The sequence below is a fragment of the Nostoc sp. NMS9 genome (assembly GCF_017114995.1).
Classification (GTDB): Bacteria; Cyanobacteriota; Cyanobacteriia; order Cyanobacteriales; family Nostocaceae; genus Nostoc.
In genome coordinates this window covers 23,434-43,756 of sequence record NZ_JABXKL010000071.1, presented here as the reverse complement: position 1 = coordinate 43,756, position 20,323 = coordinate 23,434, and the positions used below count along the sequence as shown (strand labels likewise).

Annotated in this window: 16 protein-coding genes and 2 pseudogenes; 10 read left to right on the top strand and 8 right to left on the bottom strand. The window is 42.4% G+C overall.

Translation table 11 applies throughout. From position 1 onward, the window contains the following. Positions 1-96: 96 nt before the first annotated feature. Complete coding sequence (locus HWQ40_RS21025; protein ID WP_292781301.1) at positions 97-819, bottom strand: Uma2 family endonuclease; 723 nt, start codon at positions 817-819, stop codon at positions 97-99. 472 nt (positions 820-1,291) lie between these two features. Between HWQ40_RS21025 and HWQ40_RS21020 the strand changes: the two genes are divergently transcribed. Both HWQ40_RS21020 and HWQ40_RS21015 read left to right on the top strand, forming a co-directional pair. After that, positions 1,292-2,569 (top strand): GAF domain-containing protein, encoded by a 1,278-nt coding sequence (locus HWQ40_RS21020; protein WP_292781655.1) that lies wholly within the window; start codon positions 1,292-1,294, stop codon positions 2,567-2,569. Further along, positions 2,530-3,045, top strand: a pseudogene (locus HWQ40_RS21015) (DUF4351 domain-containing protein); the annotation flags it as partial. The gene HWQ40_RS21020 and the pseudogene HWQ40_RS21015, both read left to right, overlap by 40 nt. A gap of 185 nt (positions 3,046-3,230) precedes the next feature. Here the strand turns inward: HWQ40_RS21015 and HWQ40_RS21010 are convergent. Next, the gene (locus HWQ40_RS21010; RefSeq protein ID WP_292781298.1) at positions 3,231-4,808 is read right to left on the bottom strand and encodes an NAD(P)H-quinone oxidoreductase subunit 4; all 1,578 of its coding nucleotides are present in this window, start codon (positions 4,806-4,808) and stop codon (positions 3,231-3,233) included. Positions 4,809-5,268: 460 nt separating this feature from the next. Between HWQ40_RS21010 and HWQ40_RS21005 the strand changes: the two genes are divergently transcribed. After that, a complete protein-coding gene (locus HWQ40_RS21005; protein ID WP_292781296.1) occupies positions 5,269-5,499 on the top strand; it encodes a hypothetical protein in 231 nt (76 codons plus the stop codon). Between the two features lie 55 nt (positions 5,500-5,554). Here HWQ40_RS21005 and HWQ40_RS21000 read toward each other — a convergent pair whose 3' ends face one another. Both HWQ40_RS21000 and HWQ40_RS20995 read right to left on the bottom strand, forming a co-directional pair. Then, positions 5,555-5,941 carry a HEPN domain-containing protein gene (locus tag HWQ40_RS21000; RefSeq protein ID WP_292781293.1) on the bottom strand — a complete coding sequence of 129 codons (387 nt, stop codon included), beginning with the start codon at positions 5,939-5,941 and terminating at the stop codon, positions 5,555-5,557. Continuing rightward, positions 5,938-6,261, bottom strand: a complete 324-nt coding sequence (locus tag HWQ40_RS20995; RefSeq protein WP_292781290.1) for a nucleotidyltransferase domain-containing protein — start codon at positions 6,259-6,261, stop codon at positions 5,938-5,940. Before HWQ40_RS20995 ends, HWQ40_RS21000 begins: the two co-directional genes overlap by 4 nt. A gap of 17 nt (positions 6,262-6,278) precedes the next feature. On the opposite strand from HWQ40_RS20995, the pseudogene HWQ40_RS20990 reads away from it, so the two are divergent. Beyond that, a pseudogene (locus HWQ40_RS20990) lies at positions 6,279-6,716 on the top strand (IS4 family transposase); the annotation flags it as partial. A gap of 353 nt (positions 6,717-7,069) precedes the next feature. Here HWQ40_RS20990 and HWQ40_RS20985 read toward each other — a convergent pair. The 3 genes from HWQ40_RS20985 to HWQ40_RS20975 all read right to left on the bottom strand — a co-directional run bounded on the left by HWQ40_RS20985 (position 7,070) and on the right by HWQ40_RS20975 (position 11,157). Further along, positions 7,070-9,178 carry an NAD(P)H-quinone oxidoreductase subunit 5 gene (locus tag HWQ40_RS20985; RefSeq protein WP_292781654.1) on the bottom strand — a complete coding sequence of 703 codons (2,109 nt, stop codon included), beginning with the start codon at positions 9,176-9,178 and terminating at the stop codon, positions 7,070-7,072. Between the two features lie 273 nt (positions 9,179-9,451). After that, on the bottom strand, positions 9,452-9,838 hold the full coding sequence (locus tag HWQ40_RS20980) for a thioredoxin domain-containing protein (protein ID WP_292781287.1): 387 nt from the start codon (positions 9,836-9,838) through the stop codon (positions 9,452-9,454). A 602-nt stretch (positions 9,839-10,440) separates the two neighbouring features. Next, positions 10,441-11,157, bottom strand: coding sequence for an NnrU family protein (locus HWQ40_RS20975; protein ID WP_292781284.1), 717 nt, complete (start codon positions 11,155-11,157; stop codon positions 10,441-10,443). A gap of 212 nt (positions 11,158-11,369) precedes the next feature. Between HWQ40_RS20975 and HWQ40_RS20970 the strand changes: the two genes are divergently transcribed. The 5 genes from HWQ40_RS20970 (at position 11,370) to HWQ40_RS20950 (ending at position 18,137) form a co-directional block, all read left to right on the top strand. Continuing rightward, positions 11,370-12,383 (top strand): LysR family transcriptional regulator, encoded by a 1,014-nt coding sequence (locus HWQ40_RS20970; RefSeq protein WP_292781281.1) that lies wholly within the window; start codon positions 11,370-11,372, stop codon positions 12,381-12,383. Between the two features lie 305 nt (positions 12,384-12,688). Further along, positions 12,689-14,092, top strand: coding sequence for a serine/threonine-protein kinase (locus HWQ40_RS20965; protein ID WP_292781278.1), 1,404 nt, complete (start codon positions 12,689-12,691; stop codon positions 14,090-14,092). Positions 14,093-14,120: 28 nt separating this feature from the next. Beyond that, on the top strand, positions 14,121-15,167 hold the full coding sequence (locus HWQ40_RS20960; RefSeq protein ID WP_292781275.1) for a PstS family phosphate ABC transporter substrate-binding protein: 1,047 nt from the start codon (positions 14,121-14,123) through the stop codon (positions 15,165-15,167). Positions 15,168-15,232: 65 nt separating this feature from the next. Continuing rightward, on the top strand, positions 15,233-16,630 hold the full coding sequence (locus HWQ40_RS20955) for an ABC transporter substrate-binding protein (RefSeq protein ID WP_292781270.1): 1,398 nt from the start codon (positions 15,233-15,235) through the stop codon (positions 16,628-16,630). Positions 16,631-17,090: 460 nt separating this feature from the next. Then, a complete protein-coding gene (locus tag HWQ40_RS20950; protein WP_292781267.1) occupies positions 17,091-18,137 on the top strand; it encodes a PstS family phosphate ABC transporter substrate-binding protein in 1,047 nt (348 codons plus the stop codon). A gap of 79 nt (positions 18,138-18,216) precedes the next feature. Here the strand turns inward: HWQ40_RS20950 and HWQ40_RS20945 are convergent, their stop codons facing one another. Further along, positions 18,217-18,936, bottom strand: a complete 720-nt coding sequence (locus HWQ40_RS20945) for a Crp/Fnr family transcriptional regulator (protein WP_012412419.1) — start codon at positions 18,934-18,936, stop codon at positions 18,217-18,219. A 312-nt stretch (positions 18,937-19,248) separates the two neighbouring features. Between HWQ40_RS20945 and HWQ40_RS20940 the strand changes: the two genes are divergently transcribed. Further along, positions 19,249-20,145: a DALR anticodon-binding domain-containing protein gene (locus HWQ40_RS20940; protein WP_292781265.1), complete on the top strand. Its 897-nt coding sequence runs from the start codon at positions 19,249-19,251 to the stop codon at positions 20,143-20,145. Positions 20,146-20,323: the final 178 nt, after the last annotated feature.

Below are 20,323 nucleotides of genomic sequence, written 5' to 3'. Positions count from 1 at the left end.
TTGTACCGTCAAGCTATGAGTTGCTTTATAGATATAATTCCCTAGCCAGGAAGCTAATTAACATTAAGGCAGCAAAAATTGCAAAATCTGGTGAATCTATAACAAAGTTTCTGGATCGACACCTAGCGCATTCAACTTTTCAATTAACATTTTCACTTGTTGTTCTGCTTCCACACGTCGCTGTTCTTCAAAAGCTGTGCGTTCTTCCGCTTCCCTGATGCGTTCTTCTGGTGTCAGCAATCTTTGCCCTTCTTCGTCATACCAGTACAGCCACTCCCGCACTATACCTTGATAAATTCCTCGTTCTCGCCCAATTCCTAAACCAATTTCTGGTAGCCAAACGGGATTTCCTGACATTAAGATATATTCCCCATCAACTAGGTGATACACTTCCAAAGGCGTCTTTTTACGCCGCAGGGGACTATACACAACGTAGTACAAAATTCCTAATTCTTTGGCATAAAATTCTTTCTTGATGTTATATTCTTCCCGATATATTTGAGAAACAACTTCTAGCGCTAAAATTGGCAGTTTATTTTCTTCCCACAGCACATAACTTAGGCGTAAATCTTCATCAATGAAGCGTTTGACTCCTAAACTGAGAAACCCTTCAGGGACAATAGCTGGTTTGTCAGGGTGATAATAAATACCCATATTAACACCAAAGAACCAATCCCAGCGATCGCACCAAACCAAAGCCAGTGTCGTTGTCAGCAAGCCGGGAATTAAATTTTGGAGTTCATTATCCACAGCGGTATCATCTGAGTCGGGTAATTCTTCGGAAGATGGCAAACAATGGAGTGGATTGTAGTTTAACATGAGCGGTTTTGCCACATCTTATTCTAGATAAATTGTAAGTAATCTATTGATGTGCGATCGCATGGCAAGAATGAAAAGCCATTTTTAGCGTAGACATCGCGTTGTCTCTCGCTTCTCAGTAACAAAGTACTTAGAATTGTAAAATCTTTTGATTAAATTCGTGGATTTTCGGTACTGACTACCAGAGTATCTAACTGACAATAGCAAAAAAGGGCGGAACATTGTTCAACTAGAACATTCCAGAAGTCGCAGAGTATTCAATTTCATGGTGAATTTGGTAGCTGGGCTGATTACCTATACCTATCAGGAGAAAAAGTCTTCTCTCAACCTTGACTCAGAAAACGTGGCGCAGCTGGAAATTAGCTAATTTTCAGCCCGATTTTTGAGTCAATTGCTACTGCTATATGCTGGGTTAGTAGGATTAATTGGCATTGGTTCTTGGCTACTAGCAAGAGCTAGTGTCAATCGTAATATGGCCCAGCTAGAGTTAAGGCAATCTGAAGTCGAATTGCTAAAGCTAGTTGAGCGGGAGAAAATTCTTAAAACTCGTCTATCTAGTCAAATTCGCAACTCGCTGGATCTAAATACGATTTTGAGTACAGTAGTGGTTGAAGTTCGGGAATTGCTACAAATCGATCGATGCCAATTTTTTTGGTGTCATCAAGAAGATGAATCTACTAGCTTGGAATTGAGTCAGCAAGCTTGTGCTCCCGACTTAACAGAACCTTTAGGCTGTTCTCCTATCCAGAATGTGGAAGCCCTGAGTGAAGCTGTTATGCAGGGGAATTTACTTTGTTTTGATGACATTGCGACCGATTCGTGGCTTGATTTCAAGAGTCGGAATTTACTAGTGACATTGGGCTTTAAGTCACTACTAACAGTTTCGCTTCAAACTCAGTCGGGTTGCTTGGGTGTGATTGTCTGCGAACATAGTAGAGCGCTTCGCCCTTGGAGTGATGATGAGGTGGAAATTATTCGAGGTGTGGCTGACCAGTTAGCGATCGCCATTGACCAAGCCCAATTGTATAATCAAAGTCGCGCTGCTACTGCTGCTGCTACTACTCAGGCAGAACAACTCAACCAAGTTCTACACAATCTCAAAGAAACCCAAGCCCAACTGATTCAGACCGAAAAAATGTCAAGCTTAGGTCAATTAGTGGCTGGTGTAGCTGATGAAATCAATAACCCAGTTAACTTTATCTACGGCAACTTGACCTATGTAAGTGAATATACACTAGGCTTATTGGAACTGGTAGAACTTTATCAAAAATCTAATGTTCATTCAACACCTGAAGTAGAAGCTCATATCGAAGCGATCGACCTTGACTTTATGGCTGAGGATTTACCTAAAATATTAATTTCAATGAAAATGGGAGCTAATCGCATTCGTGAAATAGTTCTATCCTTGCGGAATTTTTCTCGACTTGACGAAGCGGATATGAAGCCTGTCAACATTCATGAAGGTATTGATAGCACACTACTGATTTTACAAAATCGCTTCAAACAAACGCCTGGAAATGCCGGAATTGAAATAGTCAAGGAATATGGTGATATCCCTTTAGTAGAGTGCTATGCCGGACAACTAAATCAGGTATTTATGAATCTCATCAGTAATGCGATTGACGCTCTGGATAGTTATAACAGTCAGCGAACTCTTGAGGACATAGAAGCTAACCCCAGCCAGATTGTAATTCGTACTGAGTTACGCAACTTGAACTTTTGGATTACGAAAATCGATTTTACGAGTTAGAAAATAGTGATAATCCATTTGCAACTGTCGTCATGGCGCATTTGAAAACGTAGCAGACACGCTCATCACCCGAACAACGCAAAATATGGAAATTTAGCTTAATTCGCAGACTATATGATTTGGGCTTAGATGAGCAAGATATTCGCAACCTGTATCGATTTATCGATTGGGTTATGATATTACCAAAGGCATTGGAAAATCAGTTTTGGGAAGAGTTTAAACAATTTGAGCAGGAGCGGACTATGAGATATGTAACTACAGTTGAGCGCATTGGCTATGAGCGCGGAAAACAAGAAGGTGAACAACGACTTATTTTAAGGTTACTACAAAGACGAGTGGGAGAATTATCACCAGAATTACAAAAACGCATCCAATCTCTTTCTTTAAATCAATTAGAAACCCTTGGCGAAGCTTTGTTAGATTTTACTGCTATGGAAGATTTACTTAACTGGTTGCAAACAAATCAATCAGCTTAAAATCTATTGTTATCAGAATTGTAAAAAATACATCTCATCATTTACCAATACAAAATTTTTTAACTCAGTTCGATGATTTATTTTTTACTTTAACGAATCAAACGTTACAAATGAGTAACAAAAAGGGCAGGTACAAAACCCGCCCTCAAAGTAATCAATATTTAAACTAAACTAGCGATCGCAACTTAATTAGCGATTTGAGGCGCACTCAAAGAAACCTTTAGTGCATCGTCTTTTTGCTGTGCTAATGTCGGCACGGAATCACGCAATCTTGCGGTCAATTGTACAGTTGTAGCGTCGTACATCTGAGTCAGCAATTTTGGATAGAAACCAATACCAATAATTGGAATTAACAAACAGGCAATGATAAATACTTCACGGGGTTCGGCATCTATCAAAGCTTGGTGAGAAACTAATTCCTCGTTCTCTTTACCGTAGAAAATTTCTCGCAACATCGACAGCAGATAAATTGGAGTTAAAATCACTCCCACTGCCATCAAGAACACCACGATCACTTTGAAGGTAGAGCTATAAGCATCACTAGTAGCAAAGCCCACAAATACCATCAATTCTGCCACGAAACCGCTCATCCCTGGCAATGCCAAAGAAGCCATTGAACAGGTGGTGAACATCGCGAAAATCTTCGGCATTCTCTTCGCAACACCGCCCATTTCATCCAACATCAGGGTGTGTGTCCGGTCATAAGTTGCCCCTACAAGGAAGAACAAACTCGCCCCAATTAATCCGTGGGAAACCATTTGCAATACTGCCCCACTCAATCCCAAATCGGTGAAGGAGGCGATACCAATCATTACAAAGCCCATGTGAGAAATTGAGGAGTAGGCAATTTTTCGCTTTAGGTTGCGCTGGGCAAAGGATGTCAAGGCAGCGTAGATGATATTAACTACCCCCAAAACTACCAATACTGGCGCAAAGAAAGCGTGGGCATCGGGGAGCATTTGGGCATTCATCCGAATTAAGGCGTAACCGCCCATTTTCAGCAAAATACCTGCTAATAACATGTGTACGGGGGCTGTAGCTTCACCGTGGGCATCAGGTAGCCAAGTGTGCAACGGAATAATCGGCAACTTGACGGCGTAGGCAATCAGGAAGCCAGCATAGAGGGCAAGTTGGAAATTCAGGGCGAAATCTTTTAAGGCGAGCGATCGCATGTCGAATGTCACCGTATCGCCGTAAAATCCCATTGTCAGCGCAGACAGCAAAATAAACAGCGAACCGCCAGCGGTGTATAAAATAAATTTGGTCGCTGCGTATTGTCGCCTTTTGCCTCCCCAAATCGACAGCAGAAAGTATATCGGCACCAGTTCCAGTTCCCACACCAGGAAAAACAACAGCATATCCTGGACAGCGAACACGGCAATTTGACCACCATACATTGCCAAAATCAAGAAGTAAAATAGCTTGGGCTTGAAGGTAACAGGCCAAGCTGCTAAAATCGCCAGCGTGGTAATGAATCCAGTCAAAATAATTAGGGGCATGGACAAGCCATCAGCCCCTACTGACCAATTCAAACCCAATTGTGGTACCCAGGGGTAACTTTCCACCAACTGCAAATCTGGATTGGAGAAATCATACCCAGTATAAAAAGCGTAAACAATTAGTGCAAAATCTATCAGCCCTACGACGAGGGAGTACCAGCGCACTGTTTTGCCTTCTTTGTCAGGGATGATGGGAAGAAGTAGCGACGCGGCTATTGGCAACAGAATAATCGTCGTCAGCCACGGAAAATTAGCTGTATTCATCACAATTCGTCTGCTATCAAAATCATGTTTGGCAAAAAGTCACTAGTTATTAAGTAACAGCTTTTTGGGGATTTCGTCTTCCTCGTTAGGTTGATTTAATTAAATTGGCAATCCCCCATTTCTGCTGTTGGGAGTCTCTTTTGACCTTTGGGTGTGCGGAATGTGGGTTGTGATACTCCCAGTGAAGTCAACAATTTACCCTAAAAAAGCCGGTAAAATTATAGTTTAGTGGTGCGATCGCGTAGACCAACCCATCGCTAAAAATACACAATGCTATATGCGTGGTTGTTGAAAAAAGCAATTTGCTGCAAAAAAAGGATGACAGGAGAACTAACCATAATGATAATCGCACAAATTGAAAGCCATTTTCCCGGCTTTAGAGCTTTGGGACTACAGTAGGCGGTTTGATTGAGTTTTTTTAGTAAAATAGACAGGTAAGGTTGATAATGAAAATTTGATTATGTCATCTTCAGCGATCGCTACTGTAATTAAGATGATGGAATCTTTATCTGAAGAAGTGCAAGAAAGAGTTGCAGAACATCTTCGAGAGTACCTGGAAGATTTGCAAGATGAATTGAAATGGAATAAATCATTTAAGAAAACTCAACAACAACTGATTGTATCTGCCCAATCTGCTAAAAGAGAGATTGCAGAAGGACTTGCAAAACCAATGAACTATGAAAATTTATGAAGTCTGCAACTCTTCTACAATGATAAAAAAATGATAAAGCTCTTTTTGTGCTTGTTCAAGAGGATAAAGAGTCAGTATTTGCTTTGGCAAAATTAAGAATTTCGATAGTTCTTTGAATAATCTGATCGGCATCAGCTTGCGTAATATTAGGATCAGTATTATAGTCACCGCGTAAACGAGTTCTTTCTGCATCAATTAAATAACGATGAAATTCACGAGGAACTCGTTGTGGACGTGCAAATCTTTCTCCTAAAGCAGCAATTACGGCTGAATGTTTAGAGTAAGCCAGTCCTTCCCCTTCTAAAAAAGCGGTAGCAATATAAAACATCGCGTAATAGCCACGAGATGCTGCAAATTCAGCAAAACCTTTTTGGTTGAGTTCTTCTGCGGCTTGCAAACTTCTCTCCGCTTTTTCTAGGAGTCTTTGTTGTTCAGGGGTCATATTAATAACCCATCTTGTCTGACATTACGAAAGAAACCACTATTATAATTTTCTAGTTGTTCACTAGTAGCAAAAGCACAACTAATTAAAACATTATATTCTAAACATAAATCAGCAATAATTTGACTTATTTTTTCACTTTCTTGAGAATAGTTAAAGACATCTTTCAAGACAATTAAAATATCAATATCTGAGTCTGGTTGTGCTGTTCCTCTGGCTTGTGAACCAAATAAAATTAGTTTGTCTAATTGTTCTCCATAAAGTTGTTTTAAATTTTTGCGTATTTGGGGTAAAACTGTTGAAATTGGTTGAGATAGCATAATTTAAAATAAACAATTACTTTGTTTTGCGGATTAAAAACAATTGGAAACTAGAATTTGAGGATGCAAGTGGATTAGTCAAAGTAGGTGCATCTGATGATGCTCAAGCCTATAGAGTCATTAATTTTTGTGATTTAGAAACTAAAACTGAATTTCGCTTAGTTACTAATTTACCAGAGTCGGGAGATGCAGCAGTTATTGATGATGAAATTAGGGATATTTATCGATTATGTTGGGGAGTTGAATTCTTGTGGAAGTTTTTAAAGATGCACTTAAAACTTGACAAATTAATTACCAAAAACGTCAATGGTATTACCATACAAATTTACGTGAGTTTGATAGCTTATCTGATTTTACAGCTTTTATCTATTCCCGAACAATCGGGACATACACTATTAGATAAATTCCGCTATCTTCAATCTTGTATGTGTCAGAAAATCAGCTATGTTCATTAGTTTGAGGAGATGATGTTTTGCTGACTAATTTAAGCTTTTGAGACTTAGTGTAACTAACAATGTAAAGTTTTATATCAGCATTCAACGTTTCTGCAAAACCACTTCACCCAACACATCTTGAATAATATATTTACCATCACTGATGGATTGATTGGGTGTCCACATACGTAGATGCAATAATAAATATTTTTATACGTTACATGGCAATTTTAGATCAAATAAACGTACATGGCTTGTATTAAAAAATCTTGTTATCTTTTCAGGCGCAACTCTCAATTCTTCTCTGGGACTCTGCGCCTCTGCGTGAGACAAAAAATAATGTAGGGGCGGACATTTGCCCACCCCTATTAAAATCAGGTAACACCAAAAACAATCACTAAGCCCAAAACAGCCCCAAACACAATCAAGGCATAGAATTGAGCGCGACCGTTTTCTAGGTACTTCAGACCTTCACCGCTAACAAGGGTGAAAAAGCCTGTGAGGTTAACAGCACCATCTACAACGCGGAAGTCAACTTCCATAACTTGTCTAGCTAGGCGACGCAAGCCGAGGACAAAAACCCGATGGTAAATGTCATCAAAGTACCACTTGTTGAGGGATAACTCGTAAAGTGGTTGGATTTTAGCAGCGATCGCAGCCGGGTCAATTTTACGGCGCAAGTACATCAGCGAAGCTAAGGTAATCGCAACCAAGGAAATTCCCACTGAGGCACCCGCCATAATGTAGAATTCCGTCGGATTGAACTCGGAAGCCTTTTCTAGAACTTCGGTGAGAGTTTCGCTAGGAGGAAAGATAAACTCTTCAAAATAATTGGCGTAGGGAGTTCCCACCAAACCAATGAAAATCGAAGGCACAGCCAAAAATACTAATGGCAGAGTCATTGTCCAAGGCGATTCGTGAGGCGAGTCGCTGTGATGCGCGTGGGAGTCATGAGAGTCATGGGAGTCATGGTGTTCACCAGTGGCAGCCAATTCTCCTTTCTTCATTGCCCCAGGCCCAAAATTCGGGGCTAGTTCTTCTGACTCTAACTCCAGAACAATTGTCGCCGCCTTCTTGAGTTTTTCCTTGATTTTCTCGTCAGTACCCCGGAATTTGCCTTCAAATGTCGAGAAATACATTCTAAACATATAGAAAGCAGTAATACCGGCAGTTAGCCAGCCGATGAACCAGAGAAGTGGATTAGCCTCAAAAGCCTTCCCTAGAATTTCATCTTTTGACCAGAAACCAGCAAAAGGCGGGATACCAGAAATTGCCAAGCAACCAATCAAAAAGGTAGTTGCTGTGACGGGCATATACTTTCGCAGTCCACCCATCAAGCGCATATCTTGGGCTAAGGCTGGGTCGTGTCCAACAACACCTTCCATACCATGAATTACTGAACCCGAACCCAAGAACAGCATCGCCTTGAAATAGGCGTGGGTCATCAAGTGGAATAGTCCAGCACTGTAGGAACCTATTCCCATTGCCATCACCATGTAACCAAGTTGGGAAATGGTGGAGTAAGCCAAGCCCTTTTTGATGTCGTTTTGGGTAATAGCAATGGTTGCCCCCAAAAACGCCGTAAACGCCCCAGTAAAGGCAATGACATTCATTGCGGCTGGAACGTCTTCAAATACTGGGTACATCCGGGCAATGAGGAAAACACCCGCCGCCACCATTGTTGCCGCGTGAATCAAGGCAGAAATGGGGGTGGGGCCTTCCATTGCATCTGGTAGCCAGACATGGAGGGGGAATTGGGCTGATTTCGCAACTGGTCCTAAGAAAACTAAAATCGCAAACAGGACAGCGAGAAAATTGCTGATAGAACCTGATTCTACGAGTTGGGCGAGGCGATCGCCCATGATATTAAAATCAAAGCTTCCTGTTGCCCAGAATAGCCCCAGAATGCCGAGTAACAAACCAAAGTCGCCTACGCGGTTAGTCACAAATGCTTTTTGCGCGGCATCGGCTGCTGACTTGCGATCGTACCAAAAGCCGACCAGCAAGTAGGAACACATCCCGACCAGTTCCCAGAATATATAAATCTGTACTAGGTTGGGGCTGACCACCAGACCTAACATTGAGGAGCCAAACAAACTGAGATAGGCGTAAAACCTCACGTAACCGGGATCGTGAGCCATGTAGCCATCGGTGTAAACCATGACTAAACAGGCTACCGTTGTTACAATCACCAGCATTAGGGCTGTCAGGTGGTCAATAGTGTAGCCCATGCTCAGGTGAAAATTACCTGCTGCCGCCCACTCAAAGGTGCGAAGATAAGGCGCATGTCCTTGAATTTGACTCCATAACAAGGCAAACGACAGCCCCATAGCTGCTGCCATCATGGAGATAATCACCACAGCGTTAAGCTGCCGTAGGCGGTTTGTCACCTGATTCAACGAGATTAACCCTAGACCGACCAGCATCGCCCCAAAAAGAGGGAACACCGGAATCAGCCAGGCATACTGATAGATTACTTCCATCACTGACGCCTACTTTTAGAATTCTTGATTAGCGTGTCGAAACTGTTAATAATTGTGACACACACCCTTTAGGATAAAATAACCCACCCAAGGCTGATTGGGTGGGGTATTAAGCATGGTTTTAGATTTGGTGATTAATCATTGGTCATTTGTCATTAGTCATTTGCCCCATGCCCAATGACGGCAGTTGCTTCAACGGATAGCGCAGCGTTAGCGAGTACTCGAGCGTCGGGAACCTCCGCAACGCACTGGCTCCCCAATGCCCAATATCCATCACGCTGACCGATACTCTAAGTCCACTGTTTTTGAACTTTTGTAGATTTTGGGGTAATTGCTGTAGCTGGCTTTAATCTCTTCTAAAGCTAGACGTAAATCTTCTTTGCCGCGAAAGCATTCCAAGCGATGGCGAATAGTGCCATTTTCAATCAATAGTAAAGTGGGTAGTGATTTTAGCCTATAGGTAGTAGACAATTTAAAATTTTGATCGGCGTTAACCCCGACTAATTTAATTTCATCCCCGCACTGGGCTTGAAATTGCAACAATAGTGGGTGGATAACTCGACACAAGCCACACCAAGGTGCTTCAAAGTTAACTAAAACAGGAATAGGAGATTCTAAAACTTCTTGAGTAAATGTCCGCTCACTAACCGACAACACCATGACGCCTCTTGGTTTATAAGGTTTTTATATCAAACTAGCTATCAGTACTGAATTGAGTAGTGCTGAGTTCCGAGTTCTGGTTGCTGAGTAGAAGTCCATAACTAAAGTTAGCGGATTGAGTGAGGAACTCGTTTCTTTTTCTTTTAGAGTAAAGCGGGGATTGGGACTAACTGCCAAGCAATGAATACTAAGTTGCTTACTTTTACTCAGGACTCAGGACTCAGCACTGCTTCAGTGGAGGATTGGCAAGTCAGTAACTGCCGATAGATGCTTTCAGGACAGAAATTTCAGGACACAGAATCATTAGCAAAAATTGAGCGCGTTAATATGTCTCTGACAAAAAAGCCACCTTAGAAGTCGCGTTGACTTTTTGGGATGTTAAACTCCTGATTGCCATGGCCGCCTGCGGATTTGACTGAATCTGCCACTTTCTTTCAAGGAAAGGCAACTGACCAACGACTACCAATATAAAATCTCAAGCTGACTGAATGCACCCCCCACTGATAGATGTTTGAATTTATCCTACATTGATTTGGAGCAATTGATAAGCTGAAATTTCCATCTATTTCGGATTTTCTGCTGACACTGGGGATCGTCTAAAGTCACCATCTTATCCTACTAGTTGCTTCCAGTAACAGAGGGTGTGACCACCAAAGCAAAGCTATAAAAATGGCAACTCCCAAATAGGCAGGACGGAGAAATTCCTGCCATTTGAGAGATTGACGCCCGTCAATAATTGCTTTAAAGGGAATAATTGAAGTCCGCTGTTTGGCAATTTCAAAAGCTTCCCCATAACGATCGCTCAAGCGGCGATCCCCGTGCCAAACCCCAAACCAGTGATGCAATATCAATCCAATGGAAGTCACAAGGGTAAAGGTTGTACCCAGCCAGAGAGTATGGGCAACACACCAAATTATTTGTCCTACCATCTGGGGATGACGGGTAATCCGAATAATTCCTGTTTCAAAGAGATGAACTTGGGGCTTTTGAATAGCAGCAATTTCTAGTAGATTGAAGGTAGCAGGATATAAAAACAAGAACGAGATTGCTGACAGCAGCCAAACAAATTCTCGGACTCCTGGCACCCCTTGTACCTGCCAAATTTGCAAACCATCATAGCGGTGCCCAAAAAAGTAAATAATTAATATCACAGCCAACGGTAGGCTGACTAATGCAAAGAGAATGCGATAAAACCTTGGGCTAATATATTTTTCTGCCCAAGGGCGTAAAGCAGCGCCTCCACTGTGAGCGATCGCAAAAACTATTTGTAACCCTAGTATGACAAAATGACTGGGTGTCAACCAAGAAATCAGCAGCATATACACAGGTGAAGTAATTTAAAGAAAACTGAATTCAGTACAACCAATACCACAAAGTATTCAAAAGGGGACTTTAGTCAAGATGTTGTGCTACTGTCTTTTTCGAGTCAATCCTTCAAGTTTAATATGCAACAAATCATGTCTGGCTGATTGCTGTCAAACCGGATTTATTACGTGCATCTGCTCCTTTAAAAGTTTGTGGGTTGAGCCTTATGTCTGACCTTCCTTTCACTTTAGATCAGTTACGTATCCTGAAAGCGATCGCCCAAGAAGGAAGCTTCAAGCGTGCCGCTGATAGTCTTTACGTCTCCCAGCCTGCCGTTAGTTTACAAGTCCAAAATCTCGAACGGCAACTCGATGTCCCCTTATTTGATCGTGGAGGACGACGCGCCCAATTAACCGAAGCCGGGCATCTACTCTTAAACTACGGTGAAAAAATCCTCAGTCTCTGTCAGGAAACTTGCCGCGCCATCGAGGATTTACAAAATCTCCAAGGTGGTACTTTAATTGTCGGTGCTTCTCAAACCACCGGCACTTATCTTTTGCCCAGAATGATCGGTATGTTCCGACAAAAATATCCAGATGTGGCAGTGCAATTACACGTCCACTCTACCCGGCGGACTGCTTGGAGTGTCGCTAACGGACAAGTTGATTTGGCAATTATCGGTGGTGAAATCCCTGGTGAACTGTCAGAATCTTTAGAAGTTATTCCTTACGCTGAGGACGAGCTAGCGCTGATCATACCTGTCTTTCATCCTTTTACCAAACTTGAAAAAATCCAGAAAGAAGACCTGTATAAATTACAATTCATTGCTCTAGATTCCCAATCGACTATCCGCAAAGTAATTGACCAAGTGCTAGCACGCTGTGAAATTGATACCAGACGTTTTAAAGTTGAAATGGAATTGAATTCCATTGAAGCGATTAAAAATGCTGTGCAATCTGGTTTAGGGGCTGCCTTTGTTTCAACTAGTGCGATCGCTAAAGAGTTACAAATGGGCGTTCTGCACCGTACTCCCATTGAAGGTGTTGTCGTCAAACGGACGCTGTGGCTGATTTGTAATCCCAATCGCTATAGATCCAAGGCCGCAGAAGCCTTTAGTCAAGAAATTTTGCCCCAGTTTGCTAACCCAGGATGGAATCAAGATGTGTTAAAATTAACACAAAAAAGTTTAGTGTTAACTACATTGGAGGTAGCAACACCCACCTCATCTGGCGAAGACTAAAATCAGGTTATTAGTCCCTTGTCATTTGTCCTTTGTTTTTTGTAAATGACCAAATAATTCGTAATGATGCTCCTCTGTCGCTAACTTAATTCGTAATTATTAACCCATTGTGTTCGTGCAGGGTGCTGTAGGCAAGCCAAGGGTTTGACATCAGGAAAAAAGTTTCCTGTTCCTCATTAACAAATTTAGTTACTCTGTAACCGGAACTAATTACGAATTACGTAGCTTGCTTCTTGCCATTCACGTAGCATCTCGTAGAGAAGGCGAGTATTATCAATTGCGAATTATTTTGACTAATCACGAAAATGGAAGTTTACTGCACTCGTCCGCGTTGTCCACGCCCACAAAACTATTTTGCCGATTTAGATGATGTTACGACACTGAAAACAACCCAGCAAAAGTATTGCACTACCTGTGGTATGCCATTGATGCTAGATGGTCGATACGTGCCGACGAAACTGCTGGGAAGGGGTGGGTTTGGAGCAGCATTTTTGGCACGCGATCGCCGAATACCGGGAATGCGACAATGCGTGGTTAAGCAGTTTCAACCATCGGGAAATTTAACCTTAACTCAACTGCAACAAGCGCAGTTAATGTTTGAAAGAGAAGCAGAAGTTTTAGCACAGCTTGGTAACGATCACGAGCAAATTCCTGACTTATTTGCCTTCTTCCCAGTGATAGTTAATAGCTTGCAACCAGGAGAGCAAGACCAATTTTTTTACTTGGTGCAAGAATACATTGATGGGCAAAACCTAGAAGAAGAATTAGTTCAACAAGGCAAATTTTCTGAACAGCAAGTGTTAGAGGTATTGCAAGCAATCCTGAGAGTACTAGAGTTTGTCCATGACAGAGGTATTATCCACAGAGACATCAAACCTTCAAACATCATGCGTCGTCGTGATGGTAAACTTTTCTTACTAGACTTTGGCGCAGTCAAGCAAGTAACAAATGCTGCACTTGGTTCTGCGGCTTCTTCCACAGGAATTTATTCTATGGGATTTGCACCACCTGAACAGATGGCTGGTGGGCAAGTATTTCCATCTACAGATTTATACGCTTTAGCTGTAACTCTGATTACCTTGTTAACAAATCAGGAAGCAATTCAACTATTTGATGCCTATAGCAACCAGTGGAAATGGCGAACCCAAGTGAGTGTCAACCCTCACCTTGCTGACATTTTAGACAAAATGCTCCTACCTGCGGCTAATCAACGCTTCCAGTCAGCCCAGGAGGTTCTACGCGCACTTAACTCACAGGCGGCTCAAGTCCCTACACAACTTAATTCGCCCTCTGTAACCCTCCCGCCACAACCATCCAAAGGTTCTAATCCTGTCGTTCCCCGTCGTCCACCAACTCAACCAGCGTTTTCTACATTGGAATTATTGGGTGGGGCGGCATTTAGTGGATTTGAGGGTGCATTGATCGCGATCGCCCTCTTCAGTCTAGTAAAATCACCAATAGTTACTTTGACTACTTCCGCCCTGATTTTAGGTATACTAATTTTTGCCCAAACCAGGCGGTGGATTGAAAAGTTCGATTTATTAATTATTCCCACAATTACTTTTGCAATTATTTTTTTTGTCCCCTTTTTACGGGGAGGTCTTGATCTTCCGTCAGTAGTGATTTTAGCAGTTGGAGCAGGCTTAGTAGCTATTTCACTAACAGCTGTATTTCGACTTATTTATAAATTATTATCTCTCTTACTTTAAAAAACTTCTGGTGCTAACAGCTACATAAATGTCTCAGAAAAACGAAACACTTAGTCTTTTTTTAGCCATTGTCATCACTATTGGTTTAATCTTTGGTGGTCTATGGTTTCTTATGGAACGGTGGGCGCAATTAACCGGAACTGTTCCTAAAACTTCCGGGAGTGGTAACACAGGTAATCCCATAAACCAGTTTGTCAACAACAGATGTAACGTGCCAAATCTCCCAGAAGGGACATTCAACTATGGTGGTAGTACAACCTGGGCACCCATCCGTAAAGACGTAGACTCCGTACTAGAAAGCCTGTGTCCTCAATTTACTTTACGCTATACTCAACCTGCTTCAGGTCAAGCAGGATCTGGAACTGGTATTCGGATGTTGATAGATAATCAACTAGCTTTTTCTCAGTCTTCTCGCTCAGTTAAAGCTGAAGAAAATACCGAAGCTAAACAAAAAGAATTTGGTTTGAAAGAAATTCCAGTGGCGATTGATGGTATTGCGATCGCAGTTAACCAAAATCTCAATATCCCTGGTTTAACTGTCGCCCAACTTAAAGACATCTACACTGCCAAGATTACTAATTGGCAACAAGTGGGTGGGCCAAATTTACCAATTAAAGTCTACTCTCGCAACAAAGAAGCGGGGGGTACAGTGGAATTCTTTATCGAAAATGTTTTAAATAAAGAAAAATTTGGTACTAACGTTAGTTATGTTGGCACAACCACAGAAGCAGTACGAAAAGTAGCCGCAAATCCTGGCGCAATTTATTATGCTTCTGCCCCAGAGGTTGTACCACAATGTACGATTAAGTCCCTACCATTAGGGCGAATCAGCAGTCAATTTGTGCCTCCTTACCAACAACCTGTTGTATCTCCATCTGAATGTCCCAGTAAACGTAACCAGTTGAATAGTCAAGCATTTCGTAGTGGAGACTATGCAATTACCCGCAATTTATTTGTAATCGTTAAACAGAATGGTCAAACAGATCAGCAAGCTGGCGAAGCTTATGCAAATTGGCTGCTGACACCTCAAGGTCAAGAACTGATTGAAAAAGCTGGATTTGTTAGAATTAAATGATTGAAATGCTTAGATTTAGCCAAATAATCAAATATTAAATATTTTTACTTTATTTAAACTTGTTCATGTCACAAAAGAATGAAACCACAATTTTAGCTTTGGCTCTACTGCTGACAGTTGGCATAGTTGGCGGTGGTTTCTGGTGGTTTACTAACAATGGAGTAAAAATTAGTAATACCACCATTCCAAATCAGGAACCAGGTAGCAATCCATCCTTGCAGGATCGCATTAGTTTTGGGGAAAAATCTTTTACCCCGGGTGAGATTTCTCCTGTGAAAAAAGAAGGAATACAGGCGATCGCAGCTAAAAGTTATGATAAAGCGATCGCCAATTTCACAGCTGCTCTAAAACTCAATCGTAATGATCCAGAAACATTAATTTTTCTTAATAATGCCCGAATCGGTTCTTCCAAAAGCTATACCATCGTGGCTTCTGTACCATTTGGCACTGACCCCAATACTTCTTTAGAAATTTTACGTGGTATCGCCCAAGCCCAAAATCAAGTTAATAGTTCTGGAGGAGTCAAGGGAGTAGCGTTGAGGGTAGGGATAGCTAGCGATGACGACAATCCAGAAATAGCCAAGCAAATCGCTTCTGGCCTAGTCAGCAATTCCGAAGTATTGGGTGTAGTTGGGCCGAATACTAGCGATTCCACTTTAGCCGCAGGTACTATCTATACTTCTGGACAACTTGTAGCCATATCTCCAACCAGCACATCTGTCAAAATTTCTAACTTTAGCCGCTATGTTTTTCGCACGGTTCCTAGTGATTTTATGGCTGCAAGAAGTTTAGCTAACTATATGGTGAGAACCTTGCAGAAAAAAAATGCAGTAGTTTTCTTTAATTCTCAGAGTAACTATAGCCAGTCTTTAAAGTCAGAGTTTGTTTCATCCGTTTCCCTAGAGGGTGGACAGGCATCCAGCGAATTTGACTTATCCAAGGCGGATTTTAGTGCGGCTAAAAGTGTAGAACAAGCAACTAAACAAGGTGCAGAAGTGTTGATGTTAGCTGCTAATACTGAAACTTTGGATAAAGCGCTGCAAGTAGTTCAAATTAACCAGAAACGGTTAACTCTACTGGGGGGAGATGATGTTTACACCGCTAAAACTTTAGAAATTGGCAGAGAACAAGCTGTGGGGATGGTAGTAGCAGTTCCCTGGCATATTGATAGCGATCCTAAGTCAGATTTTCCCCAGAAATCGCGGCAATTATGGGGCGCTGATGTGAGTTGGCGCAGCGCCCTCAGTTATGATGCCACTGTAGCTCTAATTGCAGCATTAGAACGCAATCCCACGCGAGATGGAGTCCAACAAGCACTCTTGTCCTCTGACTTTTCTGCCACTGGTGCTTCTGGTACAATTCGGTTTTTAGCATCAGGCGATCGCAATGCGCCAGTCCAACTTGTAAAAATCGTTCCTGGTTCTCGCTCTCGCACTGGTTATGACTTTGAACCAGTGCGTTAATCAACAATAAAAAATTAAAAATTAACCAATCGTTAACCTGGAAAAACCCTGAAGATGAGAAATTGAGCTTTACGGGGAAAATTCTTATACCAATTCTGTATAAAGATGCGCCAAATTATATAAGGAACGAACCGCAAAGGGCACAAAGGAGAGGCAGCGCGGTCTTGGGGGTTTCCCCCATGAGCGACTGCCGTCACAAAGGAAGAAAGAAAATTTGGCGCAGCCTCACAAAGAAATGGTATTAGTATCAACTAACAACTTATCCTCGCCAACACTCAAGTCTTGAGAAAAAAGACGAATAATCCAGGGAAAATTTATTATACCTTGGCATCTATTGTAGTCAGAAGTGAGGATTTGTCAGCATTTTTAATAAAACACCCGTCCTCCAAATACAATCTCAAGTAGCAAGCACTTATCAAGTCAAGCACTTATATTGAATGGATGCGCGGGTAATTATACTATGTCCCAAAAAAATGAAACAACTATTCTTGTATTATCCATCCTAATCACCGTCGGGCTAATAGCTGGCGGTTTTTGGTGGTTTACTAGAAAATCTGGTGTCGATCTAAATACAATTAATTCTGGTAGCACTAAAACGCCCCAAACCGGATCAGAACAACCTAGTGGCAATACTTTCACTTCAGTAAAGGATGTTCCTACAGGATTATTCAATTACGGTGGCAGTACATCTTGGGCACCGATTCGACTAGTAGTTGATCCAGCAATTCAAGCCGCGCGGCCAGAGTTACGGCTGCGCTATGTAGAACCCAGTAATGCATCTCCTGGTTCTGGTACTGGCATCCAGTCCTTGATAGACGGTCAACTAGCCTTTGCCCAGTCCTCCCGACCAGTTCTAGATCAAGAATTAAGCCGTGCCCAGCAGCGTGGGTTCAGTTTGAAACAAATTCCTGTGGCAATTGATGGTTTAGCGGTTGCAGTTAACCCCAGCCTGAATATCCCAGGACTGACGATAGAACAGTTAAAGTCAATTTACACAGGCAAAATCAATAATTGGAGCCAGGTGGGCGGCCCCAATATCCCGATCAAGCCCTATTCCCGCCGCATTGCTGATGGCGGTACTGTCGAACTTTTTGTCCAAGACATCTTGGGTGGTCAAGCTTTCAGCTCCAATGTAGAATTTATCTCCACAACCACCCAAGCCTTGCAAAAATTGGCTGATAGTCCTGGTAGCATCTACTACGCTTCTGCCCCAGAGGTGATTCCTCAATGCTCAATCAAAGCCTTGCCGTTGGGGCGCACGCAAGGGCAATACATTGCACCATACCAAGAACCTTCTGTCCTCCCGTCTGAATGTCCTGGTAAACGGAACAAGTTGAACATTGAGGCATTCCAATCAGGAAAATACCCGATTACCCGCAATCTGTTTGTGGTGGTCAAACAGAATGGTCAGACTGAGCAGCAAGCAGGTGTCGCTTACGCCAACTTACTGCTGACTGAGCAGGGACAGGAACTGATTACCCAAGCGGGATTTGTCAAAATTCGCTGACAAGAGCGATCACTTCCGGCGGGGTCTAGCCCATCGCACTCAAGACAGAGTGGCGGAAATCGCCGCTCTGAACTGTACCTTAACCAGCTCTATTAATCGACTCTGCTGGCAAGCATATTAGATTGTCCCCTTGAGTCAGGATTAAACCACGTTGACGCAGCTTACCCATCAAGCGGGTGACGGTGACACGAGTGGAACCAATCGCGCTACCAATTTGGGCATGGGTGAGGGGAAAGGGCAGACAATAACCGCGAATCACATCAGGATCAGTGTCGCTCATTGCTGGCTCTCCATATTCCTCAATTAACAATGTGAGAAATCCTAAGAGTCGGTCAATTGTGCGGCGTTGTCCCAAGGCACTCAGCCACAGCAGCTTACGCTGGTGCTGATACCTAAAGGCATCCATAACTTCGCGACGGAAGTGAGGCCAATTGTCTAGATCGTGCCAGTACATCCACAACACCGCAGTTTGATCGACATGGGCGTAAGCCTGGAGTGTGAATGGTGACTGAGCAACAATTTCAAATGGTTGTCCCGCTCCCACGAAACCCAAGAACGCTTCTTCTGGGGTTCTGTTGATTCGTCGAGACGTTAGCTGACTGGCAGTAGCGCTAACTTGGGCGGTTCCTACCATACGGATCGCACCCCTTTGCACCAAATACAGCAATCCAGGCCGGGCTGGAATGCGCTCATCTTTGCTAAAGGTGCGGCAGCGATAGTGTTCTTGAGCCCAGTCAAGAATGCGTTGCCAAGTCAAAAAAGGCCGTGATGCCTCAGAAAAGGAGGATGGAGATTGCATAGGTAACAAAGAGCGTTCGGCTGAAGACAAAGACATAAATAAAAGGGTGCAAGGAGTGTCTTTGTGTTGGCGAGGCAGGCTTAACGCCTAACAGCGCCAGCCAATCCAAAGAATAGAAAGCAAATTACTCTCTACTCTTTTGTTATACTTCCTACTGTACAATGATGGTAGTAAAGTTTACTTACTATTCATCGATTATTCATCAAATTTTATCCTCTTCTCATTTTTCTTTATCTAAATTAAATTTATACCGCAAGATAGATGACAGAAAAGTAACAAATATATCTTACATGACTAATTAAATAATATTACGTGCATTATAAATTACCAGTTAGCAAATATACGTCAATCAAACAGCTATTATATAGTTGTCTAACAAAATCAATAAGCATTGATACTTATAGGGAAAAAAATAGATCCATAAAAGACGAAAAAATTCCTCTATATAAAGGTAGAGATGATAATAGAGTTTTCTATACCTCAAGTGTGTCTTTGCGACTATCAAAATCTCAGAATCGAAAAGCGATGGAGCTTGCTAGTGCGATCGCTTCAGATTTATCAGGGATTTGTGAGGACGTTTTTAGCATCCAAATAGTTCCCCCTGGTTGGATAAATTTTGAATTAACTCACTCAACCTTAGCGACTTGGTTACAAAGTCTCGTAGTCGGGAGTTGGGAGGGAGAGGGGAGTGGGGAACATGAGGGGACAATTGATGCCCAATGCCCAATCCCCAATCCCCAATCCTCAGTGCCCAATTCATTGTTTGCTGTTGAATATGCTCATGCACGCTGCTGTTCGCTAGTGCTTCTGGCTCATCGGGAGGGATTGATTAAACTTAGAGAACCAGTTCCAAATACTAGTCCAGCTTTTTGGAATGTTATCTCTCCTAACCCTCTACCTTGGCTTAATTGCGACGGAATATTGCGGCTAAATCACCCAGATGAGCGTCGTCTAATTGGCGAATTAATACAAGTGGTAGACAACATAGAGTGCCCTGATGTTAACGGTTCTGTGAAATGGGAAAAAGTAGCGCTGAATTTGAGCCAAGCTTTTGAAAAGTTTTGGTCTAATTGCCGGATTTGGGGTGAGGTGAAAATTACGTCACCAGAGCTGGCCCAAGCTAGACTCGGATTGCTCGTGGCTACTCAGTCAGTATTAAAATTTGTCCTAGAGGAAAATCTGGGGGTTTTTGCGCCTTTGGAGTTATAAATCGGTAATGTCGCTTAGGCAAAAATAAAAACTTTTTATATAGCTATTGACTCAATGCACCACCTCGGATACATTAGCAGGTGTGTGAGGAGCGAACCAGCAGGGGCACCGAGACGAAACACGGCCAGTCGTCGGTGTCCTTTCTGATTTGTATGGGTTAGATTTGAAAAAATGCCTT